Raw genomic sequence first — 12,571 nt, 5'->3', positions numbered from 1 at the left:
GGTGATCGGGGTCAGGACAGCGTTAGCGTGGGACATGAAGGCCTCCGGGTCGTGAGAGTGGTTCCTTGACAGCTCCACTTCACATCCGGAGGCCTTCATCTGTCAGCCCCCACTCACCGCCCTAGAACGGGACAACGTCCCTGGACATCACAAATAGATGTCCACGGAGCGCCTGGTTCGGGCCTGGATGCAGCAACTATTGACGAGCTGGCGATGGGGGTCAGGGGGTGAGGTCGTAGACCGTGGTGCCGTCGATCGTCGTCGTCGGGTAGGTCGCCTGCACCCACGCGTCGATCTCGCTCGCGGCGTCGGACCCGCCGTTGGCGGCCATGCCGATCGTGCCGGCGATCCAGTAGTGGACCTTGCCGTCCTTCACGAGCTGCTGGAACTGGGCGAGCGTCGGCGCGGGGTCGGTGCCGTTGAAGCCGCCGACGGCCATCACGGGGAGCCCGGTGGCCAGCTGGTAGCCGGCGGCGTTGTTGGAGCCGACGACGGCGGCCGCCCACGTGTAGTTCCCGGCGTTCTCGGTCAGGGCCGCGACGAGGGCCGTCCCGGGCGTCGTGGCGTTGAGCAGTCCTCCCATGCCGCCCGCGCCACCCTGCCCGCCCGGACCGGCCTGCCCCGCGCCGGGCGCCTGGCCCATGCCCTGGGGCGCCGTTCCACCGGGAGCCACCCCGCCGGCACCGCCCATGCCCCCGCGCGCGCCGAAGCCCATGCCGGCCGATGGGCCCGCGGTGACGATGGCACCGGTGTGCGCCGTGGACGCGGTCTGCACGGCGTACGACGTCGGGCCGGCGAGCGAGAGCACGACGGCGGTCGCGGCGATCGCCCGCGCCACCGGACGCGTGAGGTGCGGCAGCATCACCAGTCCCACCCCGGCCAGCATCCCGCCGAACAGCACCACCCAGCGCAGCCACGGCAGGAACGTCGGCGTGCGGGCGAGCAGGATGTACGCCCAGAACGCGGTGATCATCACGGTCGAGCCGAGCAGCAGCGCGGGCACCGGCGCGGGTCTGCCCTGGTCCCACTGCGCCCACAGCAGGCCGGCGCCGATGCCGACGGCGGCGGCGATGGCCGGGGCGAGCGCCACGGAGTAGTACTCGTGGATGATGCCGGCCATCAGGCTGAACACCAGCCCGGTGACGATCAGCCAGCTGCCCCACACCAGGACGGCGGCGCGAGCCGGGTCCGTGCGCGGTGCGCGCCGCGTCAGCCACAGCGCCGCCACGATCAGGAGCAGGGCGGCCGGCAGCAGCCAGGAGATCTGGCCGCCGAACGACGTCGAGAACATCCGTCCCAGCCCCGTCGTCGAGGTGCCGCCGCCACCGCCGACGCTGCCCACCTCGTCGCCCGTCAGCCGGCCGAACCCGTTGTAGCCGAAGGTCAGCTCGAGGATCGAGTTGGTCTGCGAGCCGCCGATGTACGGCCGGTACTGCGCCGGGGTCAGCTCGACGAGCGCGATCCACCAGCCGGCGGAGACGACGACGGCGGCGAGCGCTCCCAGCAGGTGGAGCAGCCGGCGACCGATCCGGTGCGGCGCGGCGACGAGGTAGACCAGGCCGAAGCCCGGGACGACGAGCAGGGCCTGCATCTGCTTGGTGAGGAACGCGAAGCCGATCAGCACCCCGCAGCCGATCAGCCAGCGGACCCGTCCGCTCTCGACGGCCCGCACGGTCGCGTACGCGGCGAGGCTGAGCAGCAGCACCAGCAGCGCGTCCGGATTGTTGAACCGGAACATCAGCGTCGCGACCGGGGTCACCGCGAGGACCGCGCCGCCGATCAGGCCGCCCACGCGCCCGGCCACCCGGGTGACGGAGGCGTAGACGGTGCCGACGGCGGCCACGCCCATCAGCGCCTGCGGCAGCAGGATCGCGAACGAGTTCAGGCCGAACAGCTTGACTGAGATCGCCATCAACCACAGCGACGCCGGCGGCTTGTCCACGGTGATGGCGTTCGCGGCGTCGGAGGAGCCGAACAGGAAGGCTACGATGTTCTGCGACCCGGCCTGGGCGGCGGCCGAGTAGAACGGGTTGGCCCAGCCCGAGGCGTCCAGCCCCCCCAGGTAGAGCACGGCCGTGGCGGCCAGCAGTGCGTACACCGGCCACGTCTGCCGCGTCGGGCGCACCCGCTCGACCAGCCCGGCGGTACCGGCCCGCAGTCGGGACCGCGCGGAAGTGCCGGGGAGCCGGCGGCGTGCGCGGGAGCGGCGGCCGGACCGGCGACCGTCGTCGAGGGCGGGGTCACCGTCGCCGTCCCGGCCGGATCCGGCGGCGTCGAATGTGCCGGTCGCGCCGGCGAGGGAGGTCGTCATGGTGTCTCCTTCTCGGAAGGGGCGCCAGCTCGTCACCAGATGCTCACCGGAGGGCCGATTCGGGTCCGGATGGAGCATCTGGTGACGAGCTGGCGGGAAGGGGAGGGTCAGGACCGGAGGTCGTAGACCGTGCTGGAGCCGACCGTGGTGGCCGTGTAGTTCGCCGCCACCCAGGTGGCGATCTCGGAGGAGGACGACGAGCCGCCGCCCTGGCCTCCGCCGCCGCCCATGCCGCCGCCGGAGATGAAGTAGCTGATCTTCCCGTCGCGGACCATCTGCTGGAACTGGGCGAGCGTCGGGGAGGGATCCGAGCCGTTCCAGCCGCCCAGGGCGATCACCGACGTGTCGGACGCCAGCTCGAGGTCGGCGGCGCCGGTGGCCCCGGAGATCGCGGCGGACCAGGTGGTCGTCGTCTTCTGCAGCAGGGCGGTCAGCTCGGCGTTCGCGCCGCCGGCCTCGCCGCCCATCCCGCCGGGCGCCTGACCGGTGGTGCTGTCGGTCGTTCCGCCGGGCGTCTGGCCGGTCGGTGCCTGGCCGGTCGTTCCGTTCTGACCCGTCGTCCCGCCGGGGGTGGTGCCCGTCTGGCCGGGAGCGCCGCCCATGCCACCCATGCCGCCCATCCCGCCGCCGGCGCTCACCGGGCCGGAAGTCGGGATCGACCCGGAGTGCGCGGAGGCTGCCGTCGCGATGGCCCAGGAGCCCATGCCGAGACCGGAGGAGAGCAGCGCCGCGAGGATCACGGCCACCCCCATCCGACGGACCGCGTCGAGCCGGAACACGAGGGCGGTGGCGGTCAGCGCGCCGAGGACCAGCTGCACCCACTTCAGCCACGGCAGCCAGCTCGACGCGGTGGAGAGCAGGGCGAAGGACCACACCGTGGTCGCGAGGATGCTGACCGCGAGGACGATGCGCGGGGCCAGGTACGCCCGGCCGCGCCACAGCTCCACCGAGCCGATGCCGACGAGAGCGGCGATGGCCGGGGCGAGGGCGACGGCGTAGTACGGGTGGATCGTGCCCTCCATGAAGGAGAAGATCCCGGCGGTGATGATCATCCAGCCGCCCCAGAGGATGAGCGACGCTCGCGTCAGGTCGGTGCGCGGCGCTCGCCGGGTGAACCACAGGCCGGCCACGAGCAGGATCGCCGCCGCCGGGAGCAGCCACGACACCTCGGCGCCGAAGGCGGAGTTGAACATGCGCAGCAGACCGGTCGAGCCACCGAAACCGGTGTTGCCGTTGCCGCCCATGCCGCCACCGCCGCCACCGTTGCCGGAGCCGCCGAAGATCCGGCCGAGGCCGTTGTAGCCGAAGGTGAGCTCGAGGAAGCTGTTGGTCTCGGTCCCGGCCATGTACGGCCGCTGGTCCGCGGGGGTGAGCTGGAAGACGAGCAGGTAGCTGCCGGCCACGACGAGGATGCCGCCGAGCGCGGCGAGCAGGTTCAGGAGGCGCCGGCCGATGCCGGTGTTCGCCGCCCACAGGTAGGCGAGGGCGAGCGCGGGGATGGTGAGGAAGCCCTGCAGCATCTTGGTCAGGAAGGCCAGGCCGAGCAGCGCCCCGGCCAGGAGGAGCCAGCGGGCGCCGTGCTTCTCCACCGCGCGGATCACGGCGTAGCCGGCTGCGACGAGGCACAGGGTGAGCAGGGCGTCCGGGTTGTCGAACCGGAACATCAGGGTGGCCACCGGGGTCAGGGCCAGCCCCGCGCCGGCGATCAGGCCGGCGGCCGGGCCGTTGGTCCGCTTGACCGCCGCGTAGAGCAGCCCGACGGCGGCGACGCCCATCAGCGCCTGCGGCGCGAGCACCGTGAACGAGTTGAAGCCGAACAGGCGGCCCAGCAGCGCGGGCAGCCACAGGGAGGCCGGCGGCTTGTCCACGGTGATGGCATTGCCGGCGTCGAGGGAGCCGAACAGCAGCGCCGTCCAGCTCTTCGTGCCGGCCTGGATGGCGGCGGCGTAGAAGGAGTTGCCGTAGCCGGAGATGGTCAGGTTCCAGAAGTAGAGGAGCCCGGTACCGAGCAGCAGGGCCAGCGCGGAGGGCCGCACCCAGCGCGGCTGGTCCAGGTCCCGGCCGGTGACCCAGCGCGCCACCCGCGACCCGCGGGGCCGGTCGTCGTCGTGGTCGACGTGCTCGTCCGCGTGCTGCTGCGGCTGGTCGATCACATCGGTGGCGGACGTGGCGTCCAGGAGGTAGCGGGGCGGGGCGGCGGTACGGCGCGCCGGCGTACCGGTCGCGGAGGTCGAGGTGCTCATCGGTGCGATTCCTTCAAGGGTGCGGATGACGGGGCGGATGACGGTGCGGAGGACGGGGTGGAGGTGAGGACCGACGACGCCGGGGCGGGCGTCAGGCCCACGAGGGCGTCGGTGAGGCCGGGGGCGACGGGCGGGGGAACCGGAGCAGGTGCCGGAACCGGGACCGGGGCGGTGACGGGCGCGGCGGCCCGGGACGAGGAGGGGGTGCCGGAGCGGAACACCCACAGCCGGAACAGGAGGAAGCGGACCAGCGTCGCGAGCAGGTTGGCGCCGACGACGGCGGCGACCTCCACCCCGCGGCCCGGGGAGCCGGAGCCGTGGACGGCCGCGAGGGCCCCGGAAGTGAGGGCCAGACCGATGGCGAACACGATCAACCCCTGGGCGTGGTGCTTGAGCGCTCCGGCGGAGCCGCTGACCCCGAACGTGAAGAGGCGGTTGGCGGCGGTGTTGCCGACCGCCGTCGTCAGCAGCGCGATCAGGTTGGCCGCCTGGGGGTCGGCCCACAGCCGGAACAGCACGAAGATCGCCAGGTACGCGAGCGTCGAGCCGACGCCCACCAGGCCGAAGCGGACCACCTGGGTGAAGAGCGCCGACGTCTGGCCGGGGATGGTGCCGCGCCCGACGGCGGTGCGCAGCTGGTCGACGGGGATCCGGCCGCGCACCAGGTCCCGGCTGATCCGCACGATGCCCTTGACGTCGTCGACGGCCGTCCGCACGATGTCCACGGTCGAGTCCGGGTCGTCCGTCCAGTCCACCGGCACCTCCGCGATCCGCAGGCCGCTGCGCTCGGCGAGGACGAGCAGCTCGGTGTCGAAGAACCAGGCGTTGTCCTCGGTGTAGGGCAGCAGCATCTGGGCCACGTCCCCGCGGATCGCCTTGAACCCGCACTGCGCGTCGGAGAACCGCGCGCCGAGTGAGGAGCGCAGCAGCAGGTTGTAGGAACGCGAGATGAATTCCCGCTTGGCGCCGCGGACCACGCGGGAGCCGCGGGCCAACCGGGTGCCGATGGCGACGTCGGAGTGACCGGAGATGAGCGGGGCGACCAGCGGGCCGAGGGCCGCGAGGTCGGTGGACAGGTCGACGTCCATGTAGGCCAGCACGGGCGACGGCGAGTCGGACCAGACCCGGCGCAGCGCCCGGCCGCGGCCCTTCTCGTCCAGGTGCACGACCCGGACCTCGGGCAGCTCCCGCGCCACCCGCTCCGCGACCGGCAGGGTGTCGTCCGTGCTGGCGTTGTCCGCGACGGTGATGGCGAAAGGGTGCGGGAAGTGGTCGGTCAGGTGCCGGTGGAGGCGGCGCAGCGCCGCCTCGATGTCCTTCTCCTCGTTGTAGACGGGGATCGTCACGTCGAGGACGGGCACGGGGCCGGTGGTGTCCACCGGCCCCCGCTGCAGGCGGGGCGCGATCGTCGGCGGGTCCGTCGCGGCGCCGGCGACGAGGAGGGGAGCGGAGATCGGAGCTGTCATACCGACCACTGTCGTGACGCCACTTTTGCCGTCCGTAGCGTGCGGCTGTGCGACGACTGTGCATGTCGGCGGGGGAGGGCGGGGTCATCCGACCCCGGACAGCAGTCGAGGCTGGCCGCATCGATGATGCGGCCAGCCTCGATCGGTCCGAGCGGTGGAGTGGGGGAGACCCCGGTGCTCGGATCACAGGCGCAGAGGTGGGGGAACCCCTGGCCCGGTCGGGGGGATCAGCTCACTTGCTGATCGTGGTGCGGATCCAGCTGGCGTCCTGGGACAGCACCGCGTAGTTGGACCCGGCGTTGATGGTGCTGCCGGGATCCGCGGAGTCACCGGTCGAGCACACACCGACGATCGCGCCGTTGACGATGATCGGGCCGCCGGAGTCACCGTGGTTGGAGGCACCGGTGACGCCGTTGACGTGCTGGGCGATGCCGCGGTAGGCGTCACGGCTGCGGTCGTTGCGCTGGACCTGGGCCTGGTAGAGGCCGGCGGAGGGCGTCGCGTTCGCCCGCAGTCCGTAGCCCATGATCGTGGCGGTGCCGCTGGTCGTGGGGGAGTAGCTCAGGTTGAGCGCGGGGTAGCTGCTCAGGTTGACCGCGGTGCTCAGGTGCACCAGGGCGACGTCGCCGGCCGGGCCGTAGCTCCACGAGTCGGCGACGGTGGCCGTACCGCGGTCGGTGGTGCTGTTGCTGTGGTAGACGTTCATCGCGGTGGTGCCGTCCACGCAGTGGCGGGCCGTGAGGACCCACCGGGCGTTGACCTGCTCGCCGGTGCAGCCGTAGGTGCCGCCGCTCTGCTTGAAGATGAGCTGGACGGCCCAGGGGGTGGCCGGTGCCTGCTCGCCACCGACGATCTGGATGGTCGAGCCGCTGGGCGCGCTCTTGCCGTACGGGGCCGCCGTCGCTGCGGGGGCGGTGGCCAGGAAGGGTACCCCCGCCAGGGTGAGTGCGGCGGCCAGCTTCTTCAACGTCCTCATGATCGTGCCCTCTCCTCGAGTGGCACCGGGCGAGTGCTCCGGTGCGGCGTTCACCCGGACAGCGTCGCGCAGGTCACACGAGTTTGTCAAGCACTCATGACAACAGCTGTGACAAATCGACTAACAAAATGTTGTCAAGTCGGCCGATGTCAGGCGTTGAGAGCCGGGCGAGGGCGCACGACGAGCGGCAGGCGCACGGCGAACTCGGTGCGTCCCGGCCGGGACGCGACCTCGATGCGTCCTCCGTGCGCGGCGACGATCGCCTCGACGATGGCCAGGCCGAGGCCGGTCGTCCCGTCGGTGCCGCTGCGAGCGGCGTCGGCCCGGGCGAACCGGGCGAAGATCTGCTCAAGGAACGCGGGGTCGATGCCGGGGCCGGTGTCGACGACCGTGAGCACCGCGTCCCGCCCGTCGCTGGACCGGCTCACCGTGGTGGTGACGGTCGTCCCGGCGTCGGTGTGCTTGCGGGCGTTGGAGAGCAGGTTGGTCAGCACCTGCGTCAGCTGCCGCGGATCGGCGCGCACGGGGACCGGGTCCTCGAGCACCGCGATCACCCAGCGGTGGTCGCGCGCGGTCACCTGCGCGTCGGTGACCACCTCGACGACGAGCTCGCCGAGGTCGACGTCGTCGAACGCGGGTTGCTGACCCTCGTCGAGCCGGGCGAGCAGCAGCAGATCCTCGACCAGGGACGTCATCCGCCTCGACTGGGACTCGACGCGGCCGAGCGAACGGGCGCCGTCCTCGCTGAGGTCCTCCGTCATGCGCACCAGGTCGGTGTAGCCGCGGATCGCCGCCAGCGGGGTGCGCAGTTCGTGCGAGGCGTCGGCGACGAACTGGCGCACCCGGGTCTCGCTGCGCTGGCGCGCGTCGAGGGCGGAGGAGACGTTGTCGAGCATCTGGTTCAGCGCGTGTCCCACGGAGCCGACCTCGGTGTGCGGATCGGCCAGCCGTGGCGGAACCCGCTGGGCCAGCCGCACCTCGCCGGCGTCGAGCGGCAGCCGAGCGACCTGGGTGGCGACGGCGCTGACGTCCTCGAGCGGACGCAGCGTGCGCCGGATGACGACGACGCCGACCACGCCGGTCAGCCCCAGGCCGCCGAGGGAGACGAGGGCGAAGGTGCCGGTGATGTCGCGCAGCAGGTCGTTGCGATCGGCGAGGGGGAGGCCGGTGACGACGACGCCGTCGGTGACCCGGGTGGCCACGAGCCGGTAGTCGCCGATGGAGAGGGAACGCTCGACCGGCTCCGCGGTCGAGGGCACGGCAGCCAGCGTCGTGCGGTCCGCCGCGGAGAGGGACTGCCGGTTGCCGCTGCGGTCGATCACGCCCGAGGTGTTGACGGCACCGCCGACGACCAGCGCGTTGAGCGTCCCGGCCCCCTGACCGCGTGCCTGCAGCGGGTCCTGGGCGTCGTGGTCACCGCCCCCGGGCGGGGGTGCACTGAAGTTGACCGCACGCTGGGACGCCTCATGCAGCCGTCCGTCCAGCTGATTGGTGACGAACAGGTTGACAGCCGTCAGGGTCACCAGCCCGACCGTGACGCAGATGGTGGCGAGCATCAGCAGGGCCACGGCGATCACCCGGGTGCGCAGGTGCCAGCCGGCCGGTCCCCGGACACGGGTGGCCGGCGCGCCTGCGAGCGTGCTCATGCGTCGATGCCTCCGATCGAGTCGTGCCGTGTCACGCGGGTCAGGCGGCCGGCTTGATGACGTAGCCGGCCCCGCGCACGGTGTGGATCATGGGCTCGCGGCCGACGTCGATCTTCTTGCGCAGGTAGGAGATGTAGAGCTCGACGATGTTGGCCTGGCCGCCGAAGTCGTAGTTCCAGACCCGGTCGAGGATCTGGGCCTTGGAGAGCACGCGCCGGGGGTTCTCCATCAGGTAGCGGAGCAGCTCGAACTGGGTGGCGGTCAGGGCGACGGTGTCGCCGCCGCGGGTGACCTCGCGGGTGTCGACGTTCAGGGTCAGGTCCCCGACCACGAGCTCGGCGTCGTCGATGGCCGCCACGCCGGAGCGCTGCACGAGCCGGTGCAGCCGGATCAGCACCTCCTCCATGCTGAAGGGCTTCGTGACGTAGTCGTCGCCCCCGGCGCTCAGGCCCTGGATGCGGTCCTCGACGTCGTCCTTGGCCGTGAGGAAGAGGGCGGGCACGGCGGGGGCGAACTGACGGATGCGCTGGAGGGTCTGCACGCCGTCGAATCCGGGGAGCATCCAGTCCAGGACGAGGATGTCGGGGCGGAAGGCGCGGGCCACGGTGACGGCGTTCTCGCCGTCGTGCACGGTCTCCACGTCCCAGCCGACCATCCGCAGGCCGATGCTGACCAGCTCGGCCAGCGACGGCTCGTCGTCGACGACGAGGGCGCGGATGGGCGAGCCGTCCGGGTGCTCGAGGCGGGGCAGGCTGTCGATCAGGGCGGTGCGCTGGCGTGCGGTCATGACATCGAGTCTCCGGTCCCGGGGTAGCTCCCTGCTGGGCCGAACCTGTGACGAAGCTGTGAGCGCCGATCCGTGGCGAATCGGCCCGCACGGCTCGCGTGAACGGTGCGGCGTCGGGTCCTCCACGGCACAGGATCGTGCGCCCAGCCTAGCCGCGCCCGGCATCCGGGCGCCCTCCTCAGGACTGCACAGCGACGCGTGGGACCGGGCACAGGCTCGGCACAGGACGCGATCGAAGGCTGGAGGCATCGACGACCGATGGCCTGCTCCGGCAGCCTCACGGAAGGGACTCCCATGTCCGAGCAGTACCCGCACGATCCGCGCGACCACGATCCCCGCCGACCCGATCCCGCGTCGGGCGGCCCGTCCGCACTGCCTCCGATCCCGCCGACGTGGCCGACCCCGCCGACCGGCGCCAGCCGGCACGCAGCCGATCCGGGAGCCCCGTACCGCGGTGCCCCGGACGGGTCGGCGCCGCACGGATCCGCTCCGTCCGGCACGTCGTACGACGGCGCTCCGTCCGGCGCAGCGCCGTCGGCCGGCGGACCACAGGGCCCGACGACCTGGGGCGCGCCCCCGTCGGCGACGTCGTCCCGGCCGTGGACGCTGAAGAAGTCGCTGCTCGCGGCCGGGGTGGCCGTGGGGGTGGCGCTCGGCGGAGGCGCGGCGGCCGTCGCGGCCTCCTCGGCGACGTCCACGCAGGCCGGCGGCCGGACCGGCGCCGGGGAGGGGTTCTCCGGCATGGGTCGCGGCGGCTTCGGCCAGTCCGGGCTCGGCGGCAATGCCGGGACCGGTGTGAGCTCGGAGCTGAGTTCGGCCCTGCACGGGGAGTTCGTGACCTCGCGCAGCGGAAGCACGGTGACGATGCTCCTGCAGAACGGCACGATCACCGCCGTGAGCAGCACGTCGGTCACGGTCAAGAGCAGCGACGGCTACAGCACGAGCTACGCGATCAGCGACAGCACGCAGATCACCCGCACCTCGATCAGCCTGGGCCAGGGCGGCCAGCAGAGCCAGGGCGGTCAGCAGGGCCCCGGCGGGATGCCGCCGGGTGGCCCGGATCAGGACGGCGACGGCGATGCCGGCCCGAGCCAGTCCGGCGGGACGTCCTCGAGCCTGTCGGCCGGCGACCTGACGACGGGTGCCACCGTCACGGTCGTGGCGACGACGTCGTCCTCCGGGGCGGCGACGGCCACGAGCATCCGGCTGACGACGGTCGCCACCACCAGCCAGAACAACCAGAGCCAGAACAACCAGAGCCAGAGCAACCAGGGCAGCCAGAGCAACCAGGGTTCATCCGACACCGGCAGCACGACGGAGTCGGACGGCACCACGAGCTAGCACTTGATTTTCCGACAGTCGCGAGAGTGTCGGACATGACGCCGGGTCGGCGATGTTTCCCCATGTCAGGACGATGGAGCGACATCTCGGCCCGGCGTTCGTCGTGGTGACCGCCGCCACCATGAGACGACCCGTCTCACCATGTGGACAAAAGATGCCTATGTTACTTGCACGTACGGTCTGTGACGCGACAGAATCGAGACGTGAACAACACAACCGTGATCTCGCGCATCGGTGTCGACTCCACCGCGCGCCGAATGTGTTGCCGACGAATGCCCCGCTGAACCGGTTCACCCTTCCTGCAGTAGCGTCTCGCGCTCGATCCCATCGGATCGCGCCTCCCGCATTCACCGTTGTTCGCCTTCGTCGTCACGTGAGGTCCCCATGTCTGTCGCCTCGTCCGGATACGTCCACATCTCCCTGCGCAACCGTCAGAAGCCCGTCGGGCCTCGCGGTCTGGCCAATCGCCGCGCGCTCCCGCCCACGGGCCCCATGCCCGTCGTCGGTCACTTCTCCGGTCTCCGCTCGGTGCCCACCGGCTCCGATGCCGCCACCTCCGCCCCGGTCGAGGTGACCGCCGCCGAGTCGGAGAGCTCCGCCCGCGGCTTCGTCATCTACGTCGGCCTCGACGAGCAGGCGGCCGCGGAGAGCGGAACCAGCCTGGTCAAGCTCGTGCAGGAACTGCGGGCGCTCGTGCGCACCGCCGTCCCGGGTGCCGACAGCTACGCCGCCGTCGCCCTGGCACCGAACGACGCCGTCGGCAGCGACCTCGAGGTCGTCCGCAGCACGCTCGGCGACCCGACCATCACCGGCGTCCGGTCCCGGCAGCCCGAGCCGGCTCCGGCCCCCACCGTCAACCGCCCCACCGGCGTGCTGATCGATCTGTCCCGGCGCGAGGTGTTCCTCGACGGCGAGCTGCTGAACCTGACGTTCAAGGAGTTCGAGCTGCTGAACTTCCTGGTGGAGAACGGCACCCGCACTGTCAGCCGCGACGAGCTGCTGAACGGACTGTGGCGCAACGCCGAGGAAGCGCCCAACGAGCGCACCATCGACGTGCACATCCGGCGGCTCCGCTCCAAGCTCGGCCGGCTCGCCAACACGGTCCGCACCGTGCGCGGCCAGGGCTACCGGTTCTACGACCACCCCGAGGTCGTCGTCTGGGCCGCGCCGGAGTACTCCATCTGAGCCTGCCCCGACGGCACTGCCCTGACGGCACCGCCCGCGTCGATCGGCTTGACTCCCTGTGCCGATCGGGGTTCGTCCCGCTGGATAGACTCGCCGGATGAGCCCCGATCAGCGTCGTCTCCTGCTGCTGCGCCACGCCAAGGCGGCCACGGCGCCCGAGGTGAGCGATCACGATCGGCCGCTCGCGGCGCGTGGGCACGACGAGGCGCCGGCCGCCGGCCGGTGGATGCGCGAGCACGACGTCGTCCCGGACCTCATCCTGTCCTCCAGCGCCCTGCGCACCCGGCAGACCACCACCTGGGTGCGCCAGGAACTGGGGGAGAAGGCCCCGACGCCTCAACTGCGGGACGACCTCTACAACGCCGGCACCACGGGCATGCTCACCGCGATCAACCACGTGCCCGAGACGGTGCGCACCCTGCTGGTGGTCGCCCACTTCCCGGCGGTGCAGAACGTGGCCCTCCGGCTCGCCTCGGCCGAGTCGGATCAGGACGCCGTCACCGACCTCGGCACCGACTACCCGACGCTCGGCCTGACCGTCCTCGAGTTCGACCTGCCCTGGGCGGAGCTGGACCGGCGCGACGCCGCCGTCACCGCGTTCGCCGTGCCGCGCTGA

General features: G+C 72.0%; 9 protein-coding genes. 3 read left to right on the top strand and 6 right to left on the bottom strand.

The features are described 5' to 3' along the window. Positions 1–220 precede the first annotated feature (220 nt). From BGP79_RS16065 to BGP79_RS16040, 6 genes are all read right to left on the bottom strand, one after another. Complete coding sequence (locus BGP79_RS16065; RefSeq protein WP_083702033.1) at positions 221–2,311, bottom strand: glycosyltransferase family 39 protein; 2,091 nt, start codon at positions 2,309–2,311, stop codon at positions 221–223. A gap of 107 nt (positions 2,312–2,418) precedes the next feature. Beyond that, positions 2,419–4,554 carry a glycosyltransferase family 39 protein gene (locus BGP79_RS16060; protein WP_083702032.1) on the bottom strand — a complete coding sequence of 712 codons (2,136 nt, stop codon included), beginning with the start codon at positions 4,552–4,554 and terminating at the stop codon, positions 2,419–2,421. Then, the gene (locus BGP79_RS16055; protein WP_083702031.1) at positions 4,551–6,020 is read right to left on the bottom strand and encodes a bifunctional glycosyltransferase family 2/GtrA family protein; all 1,470 of its coding nucleotides are present in this window, start codon (positions 6,018–6,020) and stop codon (positions 4,551–4,553) included. Before BGP79_RS16055 ends, BGP79_RS16060 begins: the two co-directional genes overlap by 4 nt. Positions 6,021–6,252: 232 nt before the next feature. Next, positions 6,253–6,996, bottom strand: a complete 744-nt coding sequence (locus BGP79_RS16050; protein WP_083702030.1) for a trypsin-like serine protease — start codon at positions 6,994–6,996, stop codon at positions 6,253–6,255. 149 nt (positions 6,997–7,145) lie between these two features. Next, entirely contained in the window at positions 7,146–8,642 is a 1,497-nt protein-coding gene (locus BGP79_RS16045) for a cell wall metabolism sensor histidine kinase WalK (RefSeq protein WP_076697545.1), read from the bottom strand. 40 nt (positions 8,643–8,682) lie between these two features. After that, positions 8,683–9,429 carry a response regulator transcription factor gene (locus BGP79_RS16040; protein WP_076697543.1) on the bottom strand — a complete coding sequence of 249 codons (747 nt, stop codon included), beginning with the start codon at positions 9,427–9,429 and terminating at the stop codon, positions 8,683–8,685. A gap of 294 nt (positions 9,430–9,723) precedes the next feature. Between BGP79_RS16040 and BGP79_RS16035 the strand changes: the two genes are divergently transcribed. From BGP79_RS16035 to BGP79_RS16025, 3 genes are all read left to right on the top strand, one after another. Further along, positions 9,724–10,770 carry a hypothetical protein gene (locus BGP79_RS16035; RefSeq protein WP_076697540.1) on the top strand — a complete coding sequence of 349 codons (1,047 nt, stop codon included), beginning with the start codon at positions 9,724–9,726 and terminating at the stop codon, positions 10,768–10,770. A 384-nt stretch (positions 10,771–11,154) separates the two neighbouring features. After that, positions 11,155–11,955 carry a winged helix-turn-helix domain-containing protein gene (locus BGP79_RS16030; protein WP_076697537.1) on the top strand — a complete coding sequence of 267 codons (801 nt, stop codon included), beginning with the start codon at positions 11,155–11,157 and terminating at the stop codon, positions 11,953–11,955. Positions 11,956–12,052: 97 nt separating this feature from the next. Beyond that, positions 12,053–12,571, top strand: a complete 519-nt coding sequence (locus tag BGP79_RS16025; RefSeq protein WP_076697534.1) for a histidine phosphatase family protein — start codon at positions 12,053–12,055, stop codon at positions 12,569–12,571.

Origin of the sequence: Tersicoccus sp. Bi-70 (assembly GCF_001968825.1) — a bacterium.
Lineage (GTDB): Bacteria > Actinomycetota > Actinomycetes > Actinomycetales > Micrococcaceae > Tersicoccus.
The sequence above is the reverse complement of the archived record's forward strand: the minus strand, read 5'-3'. Positions and strand labels throughout refer to the sequence as shown.

What these genes read in the sequence shown, in the direction of transcription:
- BGP79_RS16065 (WP_083702033.1), bottom strand. Translation starts at nt 2,311, where the DNA reads ATGACGACCTCCCTCGCCGGCGCGACCGGCACATTCGACGCCGCCGGA.
- BGP79_RS16060 (WP_083702032.1), bottom strand. Translation starts at nt 4,554, where the DNA reads ATGAGCACCTCGACCTCCGCGACCGGTACGCCGGCGCGCCGTACCGCC.
- BGP79_RS16055 (WP_083702031.1), bottom strand. Translation starts at nt 6,020, where the DNA reads ATGACAGCTCCGATCTCCGCTCCCCTCCTCGTCGCCGGCGCCGCGACG.
- BGP79_RS16050 (WP_083702030.1), bottom strand. Translation starts at nt 6,996, where the DNA reads ATGAGGACGTTGAAGAAGCTGGCCGCCGCACTCACCCTGGCGGGGGTA.
- BGP79_RS16045 (WP_076697545.1), bottom strand. Translation starts at nt 8,642, where the DNA reads ATGAGCACGCTCGCAGGCGCGCCGGCCACCCGTGTCCGGGGACCGGCC.
- BGP79_RS16040 (WP_076697543.1), bottom strand. Translation starts at nt 9,429, where the DNA reads ATGACCGCACGCCAGCGCACCGCCCTGATCGACAGCCTGCCCCGCCTC.
- BGP79_RS16035 (WP_076697540.1), top strand. Translation starts at nt 9,724, where the DNA reads ATGTCCGAGCAGTACCCGCACGATCCGCGCGACCACGATCCCCGCCGA.
- BGP79_RS16030 (WP_076697537.1), top strand. Translation starts at nt 11,155, where the DNA reads ATGTCTGTCGCCTCGTCCGGATACGTCCACATCTCCCTGCGCAACCGT.
- BGP79_RS16025 (WP_076697534.1), top strand. Translation starts at nt 12,053, where the DNA reads ATGAGCCCCGATCAGCGTCGTCTCCTGCTGCTGCGCCACGCCAAGGCG.